We start from the raw sequence: 18,964 nt of genomic DNA, 5'->3' as shown, positions 1-18,964 counted from the left end.
GTTATCGGTCCTCGAGCTTGATCTGTTCTCAGGCGAAAGACTTGGCGTAGCTGTCGAGAGCGGCCTTCAGCTTCGCACGCGTGTCGTCGGAAAGCTGCTTCTCGGTGCGGATCGCATCGAGGATAGCCTTGCCTTCGGAACGCAGGTACGAGAGGAGGCCCTGCTCGAACTTGCCAACCTGGGCGACCGCGATCTTGTCGAGGTAGCCGTTGACGCCGGCGAAGATCACAGCGACCTGCTCTTCCGTCTTCAGCGGAGCGAACTGCGGCTGCTTCAGGAGTTCCGTCAGGCGTGCACCACGGTTCAGAAGGCGCTGCGTTGAGGCGTCGAGGTCGGAGCCGAACTGGGCAAAGGCGGCCATTTCGCGATACTGGGCGAGTTCGCCCTTGATTGAGCCGGCAACCTGCTTCATCGCCTTGATCTGCGCGGCCGAGCCGACGCGGGAAACCGACAGACCGACGTTAACGGCCGGGCGGATACCCTGGTAGAACAGGTCGGTTTCAAGGAAGATCTGGCCGTCGGTGATCGAGATCACGTTGGTCGGAATGAAGGCCGAAACGTCGTTACCCTGGGTTTCGATGACCGGCAGAGCCGTCAGCGAACCATTGCCGCGCTCGTCGGAAAGCTTTGCAGCGCGCTCCAGGAGGCGGGAATGCAGGTAGAAGACGTCGCCCGGATAAGCTTCGCGGCCCGGCGGGCGGCGCAGCAGCAGCGACATCTGACGATAGGCGACAGCCTGCTTGGAAAGGTCGTCGTAACCGATCAGCGCGTGCTGGCCGTTGTCACGGAAGTATTCGCCCATGGCGCAGCCGGCGAACGGCGCGAGATACTGCATCGGAGCCGGATCGGAAGCGGTCGCAGCAACGATGATCGAGTACTGCAGAGCGCCGCGCTCTTCGAGAACCTTCACGAACTGGGCAACCGTCGAGCGCTTCTGGCCGATAGCGACGTAGACGCAGAACAGCTTTTCCGAGTCCGGGCCGTTATCGTGAATGGCCTTCTGGTTGAGGATCGTATCGAGGATGATCGCGGTCTTGCCGGTCTGGCGGTCGCCGATGACCAGCTCGCGCTGGCCGCGACCGACCGGGATGAGGGCGTCGATGGCCTTGAGGCCGGTCGACATCGGCTCATGAACCGACTTGCGCGGGATAATGCCCGGAGCCTTGACGTCGACGCGCGAACGGCGGGTCGCATTGATCGGGCCCTTGCCGTCGATCGGGTTGCCGAGCGCGTCAACGACGCGGCCGAGCAGTTCCGGACCGACCGGAACGTCGACGATGGCGCCGGTCCGCTTGACGATGTCGCCTTCCTTGATCGCACGGTCGGAACCGAAGATGACGACGCCGACATTGTCGGCTTCGAGGTTCAGCGCCATACCACGGATGCCGCCCGGGAATTCGACCATCTCGCCGGCCTGGACATTGTCCAGACCGTAGACGCGGGCAATGCCGTCGCCGACGGACAGAACCTGTCCGACTTCGGAAACTTCAGCCTCCTGGCCGAAATTCTTGATCTGGTCTTTCAGAATTGCGGAAATTTCCGCGGCGCGGATATCCATCAGCCAACCTCTTTCAGTGCAAGCTTAAGGGTGGAAAGTTTGGTGCGAAGGGAAGTATCGATCTGACGAGAACCGACCTTGACGACCAGTCCGCCGAGGATCGACGGGTCGATGGTCACGGCGATTGCCACGTCCTTGCCGGTTACGCCCTTCAGCGCCGACTTGAGTTCGTTTTCCTGCGCCTGGGAAAGCGCATGCGCCGAGGTGACCTCGGCTGTGATTTCACCGCGATGCTCTGCGGCGATCTGGCGGAAGGCGCGGATCATGCCGGGCATCGCGAAAAGGCGACGATTGCCGGCAACGACCTTCAGGAAATTGGCCACGAGACCGGAAATGCCAGCCCGCTCGGCAACGGCGAGAACGGCCTTCTGCTGATCTTCGGCGGAAAATACCGGGCTTGCGACCAGGCGTCGCAGGTCTTCACTCTCATCCAGCAGCGCCTGAAAACGATCAAGATCGGCACCGACCTTGTCGATCGAACCGGCCTCAAGGGACAGTTCGAAAAGCGAGGAAGCATAACGCTCCGCTACACCGGAAATAAGCTGGGACGTGTCAGCCACGGGCACAGTTTCCCTGTATTGCCATCCAAGCGCCAGACCCTACGGGAGAGGTGAAGCAAGAGCTTGAAATCGTTTGATTTTTTCTCAGAACCTGCAGAGCTTGCGCACTACCCTTTCCGACTTTCGCGGTCCGTCTAGCATAGGCTGTAAGGACTCGCAACACGCCTGATAACGGAAAAAGCCGGACACGCAAGGGCTGAGAGCGATTTTATACCGGAAGCGGCAGGATTTTCGGCAGGCCGAGGCTCATAGTCTTTACGTGAGGCCTCAAAGATAGCCGAAGACATAGGCGAGCGGCCCGCCGGCAAGTACAACCTGAAGTAAGGAAAATGCAATATTTCTAAGGGTGAAGCCACGATCGAGCGCACAGGACATCAACCGTCCGAGAGCGGCAAATCCGAGCGCTATTCCGAGCGTCATGTAGATCCAGTCCTGGGCCAGCATGATCGCCGCAAGGCCGAATCCGAGATGGTGGGCACCGGTCGAGCGGACGGCCGCATACCCTTCCGGCCGTACCTCGCCGATCTGGAACGCGGTCAGGCGCAGAACGACGGCGGGAAACAGGAAAACGAGAAGGCCGAGTGCTGCGGTTGCCGCCGCACAGACAAAGGCCACCTGCTCGCCGAGTTCAGTGGGAAAATAGAGTTCCATGTCGCCTCGCACCATTCGAATCGCCAGATTCTAGCGCAAGCGGTAAACAAGTCGCAAAGAAGCTACAGAAAACTCTGCGGGTCGATATCGAGCTGGATCTGCACCGAGCCGCGCTGTTTCGGGCCGTTTTCCATCATCGCCCGCAGAAACGCCTGCATGTCGGAATTGCGCCGTCCATGCACCAGCAGCCGGAAGCGATGCCGGCCGCGCACCAGCGCCAGCGGCGCTTCCGCCGGACCGAGCACCGAAATGCCGGTGACCTTCGGCGCGGCGGCCCGCAAGCCTCTCGCATGGGTTTCCGCGTCCGCGCGGGTCTCGGCAGAGACGATCAGCGAGGCCAGCCGGCCGAAAGGCGGCAGGATCGCCTTTTCCCGTTCGGCGATCTCGCGTTCGTAAAAAGCCCCGGCATCGCCCGAGACGATCGCCTGCATCACCGGATGCTGCGGCTGGAAGGTCTGCAGCAGGCCATGGCTCTTGAGACCGGTTCGCCCGGCGCGACCCGTCACCTGGCTCAGAAGCTGGAAGGTGCGCTCCGCGGCGCGCGGATCGCCGTTGGACAGGCCGAGATCGGAATCGACAATGCCGACCAGCGTCATCAGCGGAAAGTTATGGCCCTTGGCGACGAGCTGCGTGCCGATGACGATATCCGCCTCGCCCTTGGCGATCGCCTCCAGCTCGATCCGCATGCGCTTGACGCCGCCAAGCAGATCGGACGACATGACAATCGTGCGCGCCTCCGGAAAATGCTTCTCCACTTCCTCGGCAATGCGCTCGACGCCCGGCCCGCAGGCGACGAGGTGGTCGAGCGTACCGCATTCCGGGCAGGCTTCCGGGGTCCGTTCCGAATAACCGCACTGATGGCACTGGATCTGGTTCTTGAACCGGTGCTCCACCAGCCAGCTCGAACATTGCGGACACTGGAACCGGTGGCCGCAGACGCGGCAGAGCGTCAGCGGCGCATAACCGCGCCGGTTGAGGAAGAGCAGCGACTGCTCGCCTCTCTCAAGAGTCTTCTTCATGGCGCGCAGCAGTACCGGCGACAGGAAGCCGCCGCGCTCCGGCGGATGGCGGCGCATGTCGATCAGGTGCAGGTCCGGCATCGCCGCATCGCCGAAACGGGTCGGCAGGTGCACGGTGTTGTAGCGGCCGGCCAGGCCGTTGACCTGGCTCTCCACCGACGGCGTCGCCGAGACGAGCACGATCGGAAAATCGCCGATCCGGGCCCGCACCACCGCCATGTCGCGCGCGTTGTAGAAGACCCGATCCTCCTGCTTGTAGGCCGGGTCGTGCTCTTCATCGACGATGATCAGGCCGAGATCCTCGAAGGGCAGGAACAGCGCTGAGCGCGCACCTGCCACCACCTTCACCTCCCCGGTCACCACGCCGCGCCAGACCTTTTCGCGCATGCGGGGCGCCAGATCCGAATGCCATTCGCCTGGCTTGGCGCCGAACCGCTCCTGGAAACGTTCGAGGAAGCTCGAGGTCAGCGCGATTTCCGGCAGCAGGATCAGCACCTGCTTTCCGCGCCTCAAGGTTTCGGCGATCGCCTCGAAATAGACTTCCGTCTTGCCCGAGCCGGTAACGCCGTCGATCAGCGAGGCGGAAAAGCCACCCGCCCGGATCGACTCCAGGATGTCCACGGACGCCTGTTTCTGCGGTCCCTCGATGCGCGGGCTGATATAATCCGGATCGGGCATCGCCACGACCGGCGGCGGGGGCAGGAATACGGTTTCGAAAATCCCCTGTGCGGTCAGCCCGTCGATGACGCTCATCGAGACGCCGGCGGCATGCGCCAGCCCGCTGCGTGTCCACGGAATTTCTTCTTCGCCAGCGAGATCGAGCACGCGAGCACGCGCCGGGGTCAGCCGCTCCGGCTGACCGCCGAGATAGCGAAGACCTTCGACCATCGGCTCGGGATCGAGTGCTGCCGGCGCCCGGATCGCCATGCGCGCGACCAGGCCCGGCGGCGACAGCGTGTAGCTCGCCACCCAGTCGATGAAATCGCGCATCTCCTTGGAGAGCGGCGGGCAATCGAAGACCAGGGTCAGCGGCCTTAGCTTCTTGGGGTCGAGCTTGTCGTCGTTGTCGCCGTCCCAGACGACGCCGATCAATTGCCGCGGGCCGACCGGCACCTGAACCACCGAACCGGGCTCCACATGCACGCCGTCCGGCACGGCATAGCTATAGGCGACCGGCACCGGCAGCGGCACCAGAACCGGCACCACCCTCGCCAATGACGGCGCTTCAAACAGCGAACCGAAGAGATCGGACGAATCTATCCCCATGGGCGGCGACCATGCCCAAACATGGAACAAAAGGGAACCCTAAACGGGACTACTCGTCCCCGTCTTCCCCGTCGATGACGCCGGTCAGCCGCATGCCGTCGATCCAGGTGGCGCCCTCCTTTCGGATCACCCGCCGCGGCCGCGTGCCGCAACGCTCCCGAACGGCCGACGCAAGCGGTTCGGAATGGGTGACGATCCAGATCTGGCTGTGGCGGGCGGCCTGGGCGATCATATCGGCGAGCGGCGGCAGCATGTCCGGATGCAGGCTCGCCTCCGGCTCGTTGAGCGCGATCAGCGGCGGCTGGCGATAGGACATCAGGGCCGCGGCGAGCCCGAGGAAACGGATCTGGCCATCGGAAAGCTCGCGCGGCTGAAAAATCCGTTTGGGGAAATCGGGAAATACCAGACCGAATTCCGCATATTCACCCGGCTCAGGCACGTGCAGTTTCGCCCCGCCAAGAGCCGCAGCGACGGCGCTGTCGAGCTCCACCGTGTCCCCGCGGGTATGGACGAGCGTCGCGAACACCGCCGCCATGTTACCACCGTCCTGATCGAGCAGCGGCGAGGTAACGGCAAGGCAGGGCCGCCGCAGGGCGGAATCCCTATCCGTTCGAAAACCATGGAAGAACCGCCAGCCGTCGATCAATCGCCGAAAAGCGCCGACTTCCGGATAGTGGCCGGCATCGCCGAGCAGGGCGATCGCCGTTTCCGAGGTCATCGCCTTTTCGGGATACTCCTCCATCCGACCGCTTTTCCCGCGCACCATGATTCCCGGCCCGGTGCGTTTCATCATCGTCACGGGCCGCGAACCGGTTTCAACGACAAGCTCCTCCTCCTTCACCTGCGGCTCGAAGGCAAAGCCCGCCGCATCGATAGGCGGACGAAGCCCCGCCTCGACCCGGTAGCGGAACGTCACCGCCCGCTCTTCATCAAGAACCTCGACTTCGAGCTTGATGCGGAAATTCTTCTCCTGCCGGCGAGGGCCGGACCAGAGCGCCGAGGCCATCCCGCCTTCGGCCGCGATCTCATAGGCCAGATTGCCGCGCACCGCGGCCTGCACGAGCTGCAGGGCGCGATAGAGATTGGACTTGCCGACGCCGTTCTCGCCTATGAACAGATTGACACCTGCCAGATCCATGCGGATCGAGCGCAGCGAGCGGTAATTGGCGGCAAACATCGAGCGAAGCAGCATCTTCCATTCCTAACCGAAGAGCCGGATGGAAAAAATACCGCCGAGCCCTCGCTTCACGCCGCCGACGCCGTCCGCGCCTTCTCGTCGGGCTTGAACACCGCATCGCCATCGGCGGCAAGTTCGAACACCGTGTGCTGTTCCAGCGCCTTGGTGACCTCCGTCATATCGCCATCCAGCGCACTCGGGGGGATCATCTGGCCGACGGTGAAATCGAAATGATCGCCCTTCTTGTTCAGGAGCTCGTGGAACACCGTCATGTCGCGCAGTTCCGTCGACCATTTGGCAAACCAATAGAACAGGCCGGAATTGCGCGCGCGCATGTGGATCGGCAGGATCGGCAGGTTGTATTTGCGGGCGAGACTGACGGCGGATGTTTTCCACGGCCGCTCGTTCAGCCGGCCATCCGCCCAATAGGCGATGCGCCCCGAGGGAAACAGCACCATGACCTTGCCGTCCTCGATGGTCTTGTTGGTCAGAACCAGCGTCTCGCGCGCCTTCAGCTTGGTCTTGTATTCCTCCCGCCATTCGACGGGGATGATCATCTCGGAAAAACGCGGATTGACGCGCACCGCATCGCGGTTGGCGAACACCATCATGTCCGGACGGCGCGACTTCAGGAGGTCGAAGACGGCAACCCCGTCGGCAATCCCGGTCGGATGGTTGCTAACGAGAATGAAGCCGCCCTTTTCGGGAATGCGCTCCGCGTTGGCGACCGTCACATCCAGCTTCAGGAGGTCGCTCATGTATTCGAAGCACTGGAAGCCGCTGAGCGTCGAGATGTCGTTGGCGAATTTGATCGCCCGTCCATAACGCAGCAGCGTGTAGAGAAATGGCCGCATCACCGGCCAGAGCGGATTCTGGACGATGCGCTGGCCGCGTTCGGCGATCAGCGTGTCGACGATGTGACCGGGTCTGCCTTGTGAAACGAGGGCGATTGTTTCCGCGAACTGTCCAAAAGTGGTCGTAGAATCACGGCGCGCCATAGAAACTCCCGCAGGCAGGACCTGCTTGGTATGGCAGCCCCGTATGATCGAACGATGACATCGTTACCCACGACTAAGGCAGTCTTAGGGATTTCGTAACGCCGTCCAGAGCAATCTGGGGCGCAACCAATCCGAATTCAACGGGGCCGACAGTGAATGAGCTGCTGATTATCGCCGCACCCGATCTCGTGGAAAAACGTCGCGAATGGTTGGAGAGCCTGGCAAACGAACGCCGGCTGTCGGACAACACGCTCGATGCCTATGAACGCGATACGCGGCAGTTTTTGACGTTTCTGACCCGACATCTGGCAGGTCCCGCAAAAATTTCCGATATCCACACCCTGCGCCCGGCCGACCTGCGTGCTTTCCTGGCTGCGCGCCGCCGCGACGGTTCCGGAGCAAGGTCGCTCGGCCGGCATCTCGCGGGGCTTCGTTCATTTCTTCGTTATCTTGAGCGCAAGGGCCTGGTGAACGCCGCAGCCGCCGGTGCCATCCGCGCTCCGAAGCAGCCGAAGTCCCTGCCAAAGCCGCTGACCGACCGCCAGGCGCTCAACCTCGTCACGACAGGCGCCCAATTGCAGGAAGAGCCGTGGGTCGCCGCCCGCGATGCCGCCGTGCTGGCCCTGCTCTACGGCTGCGGCCTGCGCATCTCCGAGGCCTTGGGTCTCAGGCCGACAGACCTGCTGCCTGGCGCGACAACTCTGCGGATCACCGGCAAGGGCGGCAAGACCCGCCTGGTGCCGCTGCTGCAGGCGGTATTCGATGCCGTCGCCACCTACACGAAACTCTGCCCCTACCATCTGGAAGCCGAAAAGCCGCTGTTTCGCGGCGCTCGCGGCGGTCCACTGCAGCCGGCGATCATCCAGCGGGAAATGCAGAAGCTCAGGAGCGCCTTCGGACTGCCGGAGACGGCAACGCCGCATGCGCTGCGGCATTCCTTTGCAACCCATCTGCTCGCCGGCGGCGGCGACCTGCGCACCATCCAGGAACTGCTCGGCCATGCCAGCCTTTCGACGACCCAGGTCTATACCGGCGTCGATTCCTCGAGGCTTCTGGAAGTCTACGACCGTGCCCACCCCCGTGCGTAGCCCCTAGATCTGCCTGAACGAAGTTTTAACCAGTTGCGTTAAGCGCTTGTGCAGCCGCCATCGCTAATATGCCGGCAACTTTCAGACGGATGACATGATGACTCCCGCCTTTGCCTCTTCCACCGGCGCTTTGGTCAAGCGCGCCCAAGGTTTCGTGCTGTGGCTGATCGCGGCCGCCCACGTCGTGGCACTTGCCTCTCTCCTTCTCGTCCTCGCATCGCTGTCGCCTGCATGGGCGGAAACGCCCGCATGCGACGGCCGGAACCTCCTCGAAGAGATGAAGGCGGAAAAGTCGCCGCTCTACGACCAGATCATCGCGGAAGGCGCCAAGGTGCCGAACGGCAAGGGCATCTTCTGGAAGATCGAGAAGGACGGGCTGGCGCCATCCTATCTGCTCGGCACCATGCATGTGTCCGATCCGCGGGTTCTGAAAATGCCGCTCGGCGCCGCGGAAGCCCATTCCAAGGCGAAAACCATCGTCATCGAATCCGACGAGGTCATCGACGAGAAGAAGGCGATGGCCAAGATGCTGGCCAAACCGGAACTGATGATGCTGACGGACGGCAGCACGATCGATTCGCTCTTGTCGAAGGACGATGTCGCTCTGCTCGAAACCGGCCTGAAGGCACGCGGAGTGCCGCTCTCTGCCGTTTCGCGCATGCGGCCGTGGATGCTGATGGCACTCGTTTCCGTGCCGGCCTGCGAGCTTGCCCGCAAGGCCCAGAACGTCGCCTTCCTCGACAAGAAGATTGCCGAACAGGCAACGGCCGAGGGCAAGCCGGTCAGGGGCCTGGAAACGCTCGAAGAGCAGGCGGCGGCGCTGAATGCGATCCCGATCGATCTCCACCTCAAGTCGCTGATCGAAACCATCAAGCTCGGCAAGCGCGTCGACGATGTCTTCGAGACTCTGACGGAAGTCTATATTTCCGGCGAGATCGGCCTTGCCATGCCGATGCTGAAAGCCGTCGCACCCGACGGCACCGAGGACGAAGCCGGTTACGGCGACTTCGAAAACCTCGTCGTCAGCAAGCGCAACCACGTGATGGCCGATCGGGCAGCCCCAATCCTCGACCAAGGCGGCGCCTTCATGGCCGTCGGCGCTCTTCACCTGCCGGGCGAGGAAGGCCTTGTCGAACTCTTCCGGAAGAAGGGCTTCAAGGTGACGGCGGTCAATTGACACCGCCCATCCTTCATCGGCCACTCGTCATCCGCTTCAGCACATCGGTCTTCCAATAGAACTGATGCACCAGCGCGCCTGCGATATGGGCGACGATCAACGCCCACATCAAAAGTTTCAGCGGTCCCGCATGCGCGAAAGCCGCGGTCTTGTTCCCGAAATAATAGGCCCCGATACCCGCAAACGGCATCACGAAGAACAGCGCATAAAAGGCCCAGTGGCTGATCCTCGCCACCACCCGCAGGAACGGCGGCTCTTGCTCCGGCTCCGGCGGCGCGCCCTGGACGAACCGCAGACAGAGCCGGACGACAGCAAGCAGCAGCACGGTGATGCCGACATAGGCATGGATGTTCGCCGCACTTACCTGCTCCGGCGTCAGTGTCTGCCCCCCGAACATCAGCCGCCCGGCAGTTTCCATGGCATCGGTGAAGAGCAAGTTGAAAAGAATGAGAGCCGCCATCAGCCAATGCAAAATACGCTGCGGCATCGAGAAGTAGGGAACCATTTTCTTGACCCTTTTCAGAAGGTTAGTGCAATGGCATTCAGTTTAGGACCATTATCCCGACGCTCAAGCGAAACCGGCAAGCCTGTCCAAGATTTAATCCTGGAATTGATGTTTCGCAAAACAGGCCGCCGTTACTGGGCTTCGGAGCCTGCCAACCGTTTTTCCACGTTCGAAAGCATCGCCGAAACAATCAATTTGTGAAACGGGGTGATGACGGCAATGTAGATCCTGCCGAACAGGATCTTGCGCCGCACCAGCGTGGTGACGCCGACCACTTTGCCTTTCGAACTGTCATCGACATCGACGACGATGCGGAAATCGAGATGATGGTCATCGAACCCGAGCACGGCCTGGCGTGCCGACTGGGAAAGGACGGGAAACAGGCCGATCATCTCCACCACGTTCGGCGAATGGTATCCCGACGACTTGAGGCCGAAAGGCGCGACCGCCGCGTTTCTGATCGCCATCAGGACCCGCACCCAACGCGGGAAATGTCCGAGCGCAAGCCTGGCGGCCTCGATTGCCGTCAGTTCCCTTGCCGGCACGACGATTTCATAGCGATCCGCCCAATCTGCCAGGGGCAGTACCGGATCCGGCAGGCGGGGCGCTGTTTTGGTAGGCGTCACGGACATTTGCATCATGAGTGCCTTGGCGATCCTGGATCGTGCCTCACATTAACATGCAACTGCCGCCATCGGTGAACTCCATAGGCGCTGCGGCAATATGGCCGGCGGCTGAACACGCATCTCCATAAACAGCAAAGGCCGCCGGATCACGGGATCCGACGGCCTTTGGGTCCGAAGTTCATTCTTACATATGGATCGGCTTGAAGAAGGTCGCGAGTGCGGCTTCCTTGACGGCTTCCGACATGGTCGGGTGGGCATGGCAGGTGCGGCCGAGGTCTTCCGAGGAGCCGCCGAATTCCATCAGCACGGCGATCTCGTGGATCATTTCGCCGGCGCCGAAACCGACGATATGGCCGCCGAGAACCCGGTCGGTATCCTTGTCTGCAAGGATCTTCACGAAGCCGTCCGTTGCCAGCATGGCGCGGGCGCGGCCGTTGGCGGTGAACGGGAACTTGCCGACCTTGTAGGCGATGCCCGCAGCCTTCAGCTCTTCCTCGGTCTTGCCGACGGACGCCACTTCCGGCTGGGTGTAGACGACGCCGGGGATGACGTCATAGTTCACATGGCCATGCTGGCCGGCGATGATCTCGGCCATCGCCACGCCTTCGTCTTCCGCCTTGTGGGCGAGCATCGGACCACGAACGACGTCGCCGATCGCGTAGATGCCTTCGACATTGGTCTTGAAGTGGCCGTCGATCTCGACGCGGCCGCGGTTGTCGAGCTTGACGCCTGCTTCTTCCAGACCGAGACCCGCCGTGTAGGGCTTGCGGCCGGTGGCGATCAGCACGACGTCGGCTTCGAGCGTCTGGGCGTCACCGCCCTTGACCGGCTCGTAGGTGACCTTGGCACCGTTGGCGGTCTTTTCGACACCGGTGACCTTGGCATCCGTGCGGATGTCCATGCCCTGCTTCGCCATCATGCGCTGGAACTGCTTGGACACTTCGCCGTCCATGCCGCCGAGCAGCTTGTCGAGATATTCGATCACGGTGACCTTGGCGCCGAGGCGCGACCAGACAGAGCCAAGCTCCATGCCGATGACGCCGCCGCCGACCACGATCAGGTGCTGCGGCACCTTTTCCAGCGCGATGCCGCCGGTGGACGAGATGATCACCTTCTCGTCGATCTCGACATTGACGCCCGGAATGCCCGCAACGTCGGAGCCGGTGGCAATGACGATGTTCTTCGTTTCGAGTTCCTGGACCTTGCCGTCCTCGCCGGTCACCGAGACCTTGCCAGCCGAGACGATCTTGCCGGTGCCGATGAAGCCGTCGATCTTGTTCTTCTTGAACAGGAACGAGACGCCGTCGACGTTCGACTTCACGGTCGCGTCCTTGTGGGCCATCATCTTTTCAAGGTTGAGCTTCGGAGCGGAAACCTCGACGCCGAGCGCATCCATGCCGTGGGCGGCGTGGGCGAACATTTCGGAGGCGTGCAGCAGCGCCTTGGAAGGGATGCAGCCGATGTTGAGGCAGGTCCCGCCATAGGTGGCGCGCTTTTCCACGACCGCGACCTTGAGGCCGAGCTGGGCGGCCTTTACCGCGCAGACGTAACCGCCGGGGCCGCTTCCGATTACGACGAGATCATATGCCATCACAAATCCTTCTCTTGATAACCCGCGGAGGAGCCTCGCTCACGCCGCCTTGCATTCCTTGAATTCATAGAGATCCCACGGGACCTGTTTCAGACCGCTCTTGCCCCACAGCGTCGAATGTCGGATCGACGGGCCGAAACCGGGCATCAGGATTGCGTCCGGTGCCGGAGTATTCGCCGCGCCCAATATGTCGATATGGCCGGTCGCCACATCAAGGGCATAGGGCACGCCGGTCCAGACGGTGCAGGCCCGAAGTTCCGCGCCCGTCGCATCGCCCTGTGGGCAGTTGTTGGTCACCATGCCGCCCGGGCGCTTGGATTCGTCGTCGTACATCACGTTGCCGTCGAGCTTCAGCTTGGCCCCGGTGATCGTGAAGAGATGGCTGACCACAGCTGCATTCGAAGCGACCGGCTTGAAGGCGAGCACCGTTCCGGCAGTCGCCTCGACGAATACCGCCTTCTCGATCGCGCACCGTTCGGCGGCCGCAGCCATGCCCGGCACCAGGCAGAAAATCGGAAGCCATGTTTTCAAGGAAGCGATCATGGGTCACCGGAAGAGCGCAATGGTCATGGCGAGAAGCCCGATCAGGCTCACCGTCCAGACGAGGGACCGGATATAGGGCACGCCGCCCATATAGAGCGGAATATAGACGACCCGCGAAACAAGCCAGATCCAGCCGCCGATCAGGCCCCAGCCGGATGCGTCGTCGCCGGCAAAGGCGACGCCGAGCAGAAGCCCGACGAAAGCCGGATAGGTTTCCTGGAAATTCTTCGACGCCCGCTCCGCGCGGCCGGCGAACCTGCCCTTCGGTGCCAGCCCCGCGTCCCGCGGCCCGGCATTCCACTCCGACCCGAGTTCGCGGGTCGAGAGCGTACCCTGCAGCAGGACATGGAAGACCAGAAGGACAACGCTCAAGGCCAGCAGCGTCATGTACGGCGTTGCGGTAACCCCGAGCGTTTCCATGGGTTCGTTCCCGTCTTAGAGATCGAGAACCAGACGTTCCGGATCTTCGAGGCTTTCCTTGACGCGCACGAGGAAGGTCACGGCTTCCTTGCCATCCACCATGCGGTGGTCGTAGGAGAGCGCCAGATACATCATCGGGCGGATGACGATCTGGCCGCCGATGACGACCGGGCGATCCTGGATCTTGTGCATGCCGAGAATGCCGGACTGCGGAGCGTTGAGGATCGGCGAGGACATCAGCGAACCGTAGACGCCGCCGTTCGAGATGGTGAACGTACCGCCCTGCATGTCGGCCATGGAGAGCGCGCCGTCACGGGCGAGCTTGCCGAGGCGGCCGATATCCTTCTCGATTTCGGCGATCGACATCTGGTCCGCATTGCGCACGACCGGAACCACGAGACCCTTGTCGGTGCCGACGGCGACGCCGACATGGCAGTAGTTCTTGTAGATGATGTCGGTGCCGTCGATCTCGGCGTTGACGGCCGGCAGTTCCTTCAGCGCATGTGTCACGGCCTTGGTGAAGAAGCCCATGAAGCCGAGCTTCACGCCGTGCTTCTTCTCGAACACGTCCTTGTAGCGGTTGCGCAGGTCCATGACCGCCTTCATGTCCACCTCGTTATAGGTGGTCAGCATGGCGGCGGTGTTCTGTGCATCCTTGAGGCGGCGGGCGATCGTCTGGCGCAGGCGCGTCATCTTCACGCGCTCTTCGCGCGATGCGTCGTCAGCCGAGGAAACCGGACGGGGTGCTGCCGGAGCGGCAGGCGCGGCAGCCGGAGCGGAAATGCCCTTGGCGACCGCAGCGATCACGTCGCCCTTGAGGACCTGGCCACGCTTGCCCGAACCATCGATATCGGCGGTCGAGATGTTGTTGTCCGCAGCGATCTTGGCGGCAGCCGGAGCCGGCGGCATCGAGGTGGCGGCAGCAGAGGCGCTGGCGGCAGCGGCGACAGGCGCCGGAGCAGCCGGTTCGGCAGCCTTGGCCGGTGCGGCTTCGGCGGGCTTTGCGGCCGGAGCGGCAGTCGCGGCACCTGCTGCACCTTCGGCGATCTGGCCGAGCAGGGCGCCGAGGCCGACGGTCTCGCCGTTGGCGGCGACGATCTCGGTCAGAACGCCGGCAGCCGGCGACGGAACCTCGACGGTCACCTTGTCCGTTTCGAGCTCGAGGAGCGGCTCGTCGGCCTTGACCGTCTCGCCGACCTTCTTGAACCAGGTGCCGACGGTCGCCTCGCTGACGGATTCTCCGAGGGTTGGGACGCGGATTTCAGTGGCCATTGTGTGAGTTCCTGAATGGTTTGTTTTCGTTTAGACGGCGGCGGCGGCATCTGCCGCAGACGTCCGAAGAATGATGGATGGCATGGGAGAGGTTTCGAAGCGGAAGCCTAGAGCCGCCTTGATCACCGGATCGTTGTCGCCGAGCGCCTGGGCGGCCGCCGCATCCGCAGCTTCCACTACCGCGATGCCAAAAGCCCCGCCTTCCGAAAAGACGGGACCGACGGCGATCGCGACGCCGGTTTCCGCATGGCCATGCCAATAGGCGGCGTGGGCCTGCATCGCCGTCATTTCCTCCGGCGTTGCGTCATGCGGAAAGCTCGGCCGAGGCGGAACGAGCTTCAGGTGAAAATAGGCCATCCGCCCGTCCCCTCAGCCGCCCAGCGCGTCTTCGAGGAAGGCTTCGAGCTGTGCGAGATGCTTCGACATCTGGCCCGTTGCGGGCGAGGCCGCTGCCGGCCGGCCCGTGTAACGAACGCGCTGATACTTGGCATCGATATGCGCCAGAACCCATTCCAGATACGGGTCGATGAACGACCAGGCACCCATGTTCTTCGGCTCTTCCTGGCACCAGACCATTTCCGCGTTGCGGAAGCGGGAAAGCTCGTTGATCAGCGCCTTGGCCGGGAACGGATAAAGCTGTTCGATGCGCAGCAGGTAGATGTCGTCAATGCCGCGCTTTTCGCGCTCTTCGAGAAGGTCGTAATAGACCTTGCCGGTGCACAGCACGACGCGACGGATCTTGGCATCCTTCTGCAGCTTGATCGGGCCGTCCTTGATGACCTCCGCATCGTCCCAGAGGAGGCGATGGAAGGAGGATTCGCCGGCCAGTTCGGCAAGCGTCGAGGTAGCCCGTTTGTGGCGCAGCAGGGACTTCGGCGTCATCAGGATGAGCGGCTTGCGGAAGTCGCGCTTGGTCTGGCGACGCAGGATATGGAAGTAGTTGGCCGGCGTCGTGACGTTGGCGACCTGCATGTTGTCTTCGGCGCACATCTGCAGCCAGCGCTCGAGGCGTGCCGAGGAGTGTTCCGGACCCTGGCCTTCATAACCGTGCGGCAGCAGGCAGACGAGACCGGACATGCGCAGCCACTTGCGTTCGCCAGACGAGATGAACTGGTCGAACACGACCTGTGCACCGTTGGCGAAGTCGCCGAACTGGGCTTCCCAGAGGGTCAGTGCATTCGGGCGGGCAAGCGAATACCCGTATTCGAAGCCGAGGACCGCCTCTTCCGAAAGCATCGAGTTGATGACTTCGTACCGGGCCTGGGTCGGCGACAGGTTGGCGAGCGGAATGTAGCGCTCTTCGGTGTCCTGATCGTAGAGAACCGAATGACGTTGGCTGAACGTGCCGCGTTCGCAATCCTGGCCGGACAGGCGGATCTTGGTGCCTTCGACGGCAAGCGAGCCGAATGCCAGGGCTTCCGCCATGGCCCAGTCGATGCCTTCGCCGGTCTCGACCATCTGGGCGCGGTTCTCCATGAACCGCTTGATGGTGCGGTGCGCATTGAAGCCTTCCGGAATTGTCGACAGCTTGCGGCCGATCTCCCGCAGTTCCTTCATCGGCATCGCGGTCTTGCCACGGCGCTGCTCGTCGGCATTGTCGGCCGAACGCAGGCCCGACCACTGGCCGTCCAGCCAGTCGGCCTTGTTCGGCTTGTAGCTCTGACCGGCCTCGAACTCGGTTTCGAGATTGGCGCGCCAGTCGGCCTTCATCTTCTCGAACTCGCCGTCGGTGACGAGACCTTCGGCGATCAGGCGGTCGGCATAGATCTGCGCGACCGTCTTGTGGGCGCGGATGACCTTGTACATCTTCGGCTGCGTGAACGCCGGCTCGTCGCCTTCGTTATGACCGAAGCGACGGTAGCAGAACATGTCGACGACCACCGGCTTGTGGAACTTCATCCGGTATTCGGTCGCAATCTTGGCGGCGTAGACGACCGCTTCCGGGTCGTCGCCGTTGACGTGGAAGATCGGGGCCTCGATCATCTTGGCGACGTCGGACGGATAGGGCGACGAACGCGAGAAGGCCGGATTGGTGGTGAAGCCGATCTGGTTGTTGATGATGACGTGCATCGTGCCGGCGACGCGATGACCGCGCAGACCCGAAAGGCCGAGGATTTCAGCCACGACGCCTTGGCCGGCAAAGGCCGCATCGCCGTGCAACAGCAGCGGCAGAACCTTGGAACGCTCCTTGAGCGGAATGACGTCGCCTTCCCAGACCTTGGCACGCATATCCTGCTTGGCGCGCGCCTTGCCCATGACGACCGGGTTGACGATTTCAAGATGCGAAGGGTTGGCCGTGAGCGACAGGTGCACGGTGTTGCCGTCGAACTCGCGGTCAGAAGAAGCACCGAGATGGTACTTCACGTCGCCCGAGCCTTCGACTTCGTCCGGCTTGAACGAACCGCCCTTGAACTCGTGGAACACTGCGCGGTGCGGCTTGCCCATGACGTTAGTGAGAACGTTCAGGCGGCCGCGATGGGCCATGCCGACGATGACTTCTTCCAGGCCGTCCTGGCCGCCGCGCTTGATGATCTGTTCGAGCGCCGGGATCAGCGATTCGCCGCCGTCGAGGCCGAAACGCTTGGTCCCCTTGAAGCGGACGTCGAGGAACTGTTCGTAACCTTCCGCTTCCACCAGCTTCTGAAGGATCGCCTTCTTGCCGTTGGCGGTGAATTCGACGCCCTTGCCGGGGCCCTCGATGCGCTCCTGGATCCAGGACTTCTCTTCCGGATTGGAGATATGCATGAATTCGACGCCGAGCGTCGAGCAATAGGTGCGCTCAAGGATCTCGATCATCTCACGGAGAGTCGCGTATTCGAGGCCGAGCACGTTGTCGATGAAGATCTTGCGGTCGTAATCGGCTTCCGTGAAGCCGTAAGCCGTCGGCGAAAGCTCGTTATAGTCCTCGACCGCGCTGGCAATACCGAGCGGATCGAGCTTCGCGTGCAGGTGGCCGCGCATGCGATAGGCGCGGATCATCATGATGGCGCGGACGCTATCGCGTGTCGCCTGCAGCACGTCGGTTTCGTTGACCGGCTTGCCGGTCGCAACGGCGGCAGCTTCGGCCTTTGCCTTGACCTTGGTTTCGATCGCCTTTTCGACGATCGGCCAGTTGCCGTCGAGCGCCGATACCAGCTCGCCATTGGCCGTGATCGGCCAGTTCTTGCGCTGCCAGGAGGCACCCTTCGCCGCCGCTTTCACATCGTCCGGATTGTCGGCCAGCGCCTTGAAGAAGGCCTGCCATTCCGGCGCGACGGATGTCGGGTCATCCTCGTAACGAGCATGAAGCTGCTCGATATAGGCTGCGTTCTGTCCGTCGAGGAAAGAGGTGATGAGGAACTGCTCGTTGGCTTCTTGCCGTGCCATGGTTATCTGCGGGCGCCGCGCCCGCCTCCTGACGTAATCGGAACCGGAAAATATCTCCGGCCTCCGCATTTTCTTGGTCTTCGTCTTGGTACCGAACCGCGCTTGGCGGTTACGCGTCTCGAGAAGTTGGGAGACGCAAAACATGGACAGGCGAAACAATGTGGCGCTTCGCCTGTCCGAAGCTTGTCGGATCAATCGCCACCTATCTATCGGCGGCGAGTGTCCTTTATGTGGCGTCAGCCCTTCAGGACTTCAACCAAGGTCTTGCCGAGACGGGCCGGAGAAGGCGACACCTTGATGCCTGCCGATTCCATGGCCGCGATCTTCGATTCCGCATCGCCCTTGCCGCCGGAAACCACTGCGCCGGCGTGACCCATGGTGCGGCCCTTCGGTGCGGTACGGCCCGCGATGAAGCCGGCCATCGGCTTGCTGCGGCCCTTCTTGGCTTCGTCCTTGAGGAACTGTGCCGCGTCTTCTTCAGCCGAGCCGCCGATTTCGCCGATCATGATGATCGAGGTCGTTGCGTCGTCGGCGAGGAACATTTCCAGGACGTCGATGAACTCGGTGCCCTTGACCGGGTCGCCGCCGATGCCGACAGCGGTCGTCTGGCCGAGGCCTTCGTTCGAGGTCTGGAACACGGCTTCATAGGTCAGCGTGCCTGAACGGGACACGATGCCGACCGAACCCTTGCGGAAGATCGAGCCCGGCATGATGCCGATCTTGCATTCTTCCGGCGTCAGGATGCCCGGGCAGTTGGGGCCGAGCAGTCGCGACTTGGAACGGTCGAGGCGGGCCTTGACGCGCACCATGTCCATGACCGGGATGCCTTCGGTGATGCAGGTGATGAACGGGACTTCGGCTTCGATCGCCTCGATGATCGCGTCCGCTGCGCCTGCCGGCGGGACGTAGATCACGGTCGCATCGGCGCCGGTCCGTTCCCTGGCTTCGGCAACCGAGGTGAAGATCGGCAGCGACGTGCCATCGACGCCGGACGACCACGATTCGCCGCCCTTTTTCGGATGAACGCCGCCCACCATCTTGGTGCCGTAATAGGCAAGCGCCTGCTCCGTGTGAAAGGTGCCGGTCTTCCCGGTCAGGCCCTGGACGATGACCTTGGTGTCTTTGTTGACGAGAATAGACATTGGTT

17 protein-coding genes are annotated in these 18,964 nt (G+C 62.5%); 2 read left to right on the top strand and 15 right to left on the bottom strand.

Translation table 11 applies throughout. The annotated features are described in order from the left end of the window. Nucleotides 1-28 precede the first annotated feature (28 nt). The 6 genes from atpA to GQ59_RS12445 all read right to left on the bottom strand — a co-directional run bounded on the left by atpA (nucleotide 29) and on the right by GQ59_RS12445 (nucleotide 7,229). Nucleotides 29-1,558 carry a F0F1 ATP synthase subunit alpha gene (atpA, locus tag GQ59_RS12470; RefSeq protein ID WP_037081627.1) on the bottom strand — a complete coding sequence of 510 codons (1,530 nt, stop codon included), beginning with the start codon at nucleotides 1,556-1,558 and terminating at the stop codon, nucleotides 29-31. After that, on the bottom strand, nucleotides 1,558-2,124 hold the full coding sequence (locus GQ59_RS12465) for a F0F1 ATP synthase subunit delta (RefSeq protein ID WP_080956527.1): 567 nt from the start codon (nucleotides 2,122-2,124) through the stop codon (nucleotides 1,558-1,560). Before GQ59_RS12465 ends, atpA begins: the two co-directional genes overlap by 1 nt. Nucleotides 2,125-2,385: 261 nt before the next feature. Next, complete coding sequence (locus GQ59_RS12460) at nucleotides 2,386-2,769, bottom strand: AGROH133_08824 family phage infection protein (RefSeq protein WP_037081844.1); 384 nt, start codon at nucleotides 2,767-2,769, stop codon at nucleotides 2,386-2,388. A 62-nt stretch (nucleotides 2,770-2,831) separates the two neighbouring features. Then, nucleotides 2,832-5,054, bottom strand: coding sequence for a primosomal protein N' (locus GQ59_RS12455; protein WP_037081622.1), 2,223 nt, complete (start codon nucleotides 5,052-5,054; stop codon nucleotides 2,832-2,834). A 49-nt stretch (nucleotides 5,055-5,103) separates the two neighbouring features. Continuing rightward, the gene (locus GQ59_RS12450) at nucleotides 5,104-6,246 is read right to left on the bottom strand and encodes an AAA family ATPase (protein ID WP_037081620.1); all 1,143 of its coding nucleotides are present in this window, start codon (nucleotides 6,244-6,246) and stop codon (nucleotides 5,104-5,106) included. Between the two features lie 53 nt (nucleotides 6,247-6,299). Further along, nucleotides 6,300-7,229 carry a GNAT family N-acetyltransferase gene (locus GQ59_RS12445; RefSeq protein ID WP_037081619.1) on the bottom strand — a complete coding sequence of 310 codons (930 nt, stop codon included), beginning with the start codon at nucleotides 7,227-7,229 and terminating at the stop codon, nucleotides 6,300-6,302. Nucleotides 7,230-7,381: 152 nt separating this feature from the next. Between GQ59_RS12445 and GQ59_RS12440 the strand changes: the two genes are divergently transcribed. Together GQ59_RS12440 and GQ59_RS12435 are read left to right on the top strand one after the other, a co-directional pair. Continuing rightward, the gene (locus GQ59_RS12440; protein ID WP_037081617.1) at nucleotides 7,382-8,317 is read left to right on the top strand and encodes a tyrosine recombinase XerC; all 936 of its coding nucleotides are present in this window, start codon (nucleotides 7,382-7,384) and stop codon (nucleotides 8,315-8,317) included. Between the two features lie 97 nt (nucleotides 8,318-8,414). After that, complete coding sequence (locus GQ59_RS12435; RefSeq protein ID WP_037081615.1) at nucleotides 8,415-9,494, top strand: TraB/GumN family protein; 1,080 nt, start codon at nucleotides 8,415-8,417, stop codon at nucleotides 9,492-9,494. A gap of 13 nt (nucleotides 9,495-9,507) precedes the next feature. Here GQ59_RS12435 and GQ59_RS12430 read toward each other — a convergent pair whose 3' ends face one another. From GQ59_RS12430 to sucD, 9 genes are all read right to left on the bottom strand, one after another. After that, complete coding sequence (locus GQ59_RS12430) at nucleotides 9,508-9,999, bottom strand: cytochrome b (RefSeq protein ID WP_037081614.1); 492 nt, start codon at nucleotides 9,997-9,999, stop codon at nucleotides 9,508-9,510. A 131-nt stretch (nucleotides 10,000-10,130) separates the two neighbouring features. Continuing rightward, on the bottom strand, nucleotides 10,131-10,631 hold the full coding sequence (locus GQ59_RS12425; protein WP_037081842.1) for a DUF2867 domain-containing protein: 501 nt from the start codon (nucleotides 10,629-10,631) through the stop codon (nucleotides 10,131-10,133). A 178-nt stretch (nucleotides 10,632-10,809) separates the two neighbouring features. After that, a complete protein-coding gene (lpdA, locus tag GQ59_RS12420; RefSeq protein WP_037081613.1) occupies nucleotides 10,810-12,216 on the bottom strand; it encodes a dihydrolipoyl dehydrogenase in 1,407 nt (468 codons plus the stop codon). A gap of 39 nt (nucleotides 12,217-12,255) precedes the next feature. Beyond that, a complete protein-coding gene (locus GQ59_RS12415; RefSeq protein ID WP_152564313.1) occupies nucleotides 12,256-12,747 on the bottom strand; it encodes a hypothetical protein in 492 nt (163 codons plus the stop codon). Between the two features lie 15 nt (nucleotides 12,748-12,762). Then, nucleotides 12,763-13,179, bottom strand: coding sequence for an MAPEG family protein (locus GQ59_RS12410; protein WP_037081610.1), 417 nt, complete (start codon nucleotides 13,177-13,179; stop codon nucleotides 12,763-12,765). Between the two features lie 15 nt (nucleotides 13,180-13,194). Beyond that, nucleotides 13,195-14,451 carry a 2-oxoglutarate dehydrogenase complex dihydrolipoyllysine-residue succinyltransferase gene (gene odhB, locus GQ59_RS12405; protein WP_037081608.1) on the bottom strand — a complete coding sequence of 419 codons (1,257 nt, stop codon included), beginning with the start codon at nucleotides 14,449-14,451 and terminating at the stop codon, nucleotides 13,195-13,197. Between the two features lie 30 nt (nucleotides 14,452-14,481). After that, nucleotides 14,482-14,808, bottom strand: coding sequence for a YciI family protein (locus tag GQ59_RS12400; RefSeq protein WP_037081607.1), 327 nt, complete (start codon nucleotides 14,806-14,808; stop codon nucleotides 14,482-14,484). 12 nt (nucleotides 14,809-14,820) lie between these two features. Next, on the bottom strand, nucleotides 14,821-17,817 hold the full coding sequence (locus tag GQ59_RS12395) for a 2-oxoglutarate dehydrogenase E1 component (protein ID WP_037081605.1): 2,997 nt from the start codon (nucleotides 17,815-17,817) through the stop codon (nucleotides 14,821-14,823). A 236-nt stretch (nucleotides 17,818-18,053) separates the two neighbouring features. Beyond that, a complete protein-coding gene (gene sucD / locus GQ59_RS12390; protein WP_037081603.1) occupies nucleotides 18,054-18,959 on the bottom strand; it encodes a succinate--CoA ligase subunit alpha in 906 nt (301 codons plus the stop codon). Nucleotides 18,960-18,964: the final 5 nt, after the last annotated feature.

Origin of the sequence: Neorhizobium vignae (assembly GCF_000732195.1) — a bacterium.
Lineage (GTDB): Bacteria > Pseudomonadota > Alphaproteobacteria > Rhizobiales > Rhizobiaceae > Neorhizobium > Neorhizobium vignae.
This window is presented reverse-complemented; position numbering and strand designations above follow the sequence as displayed.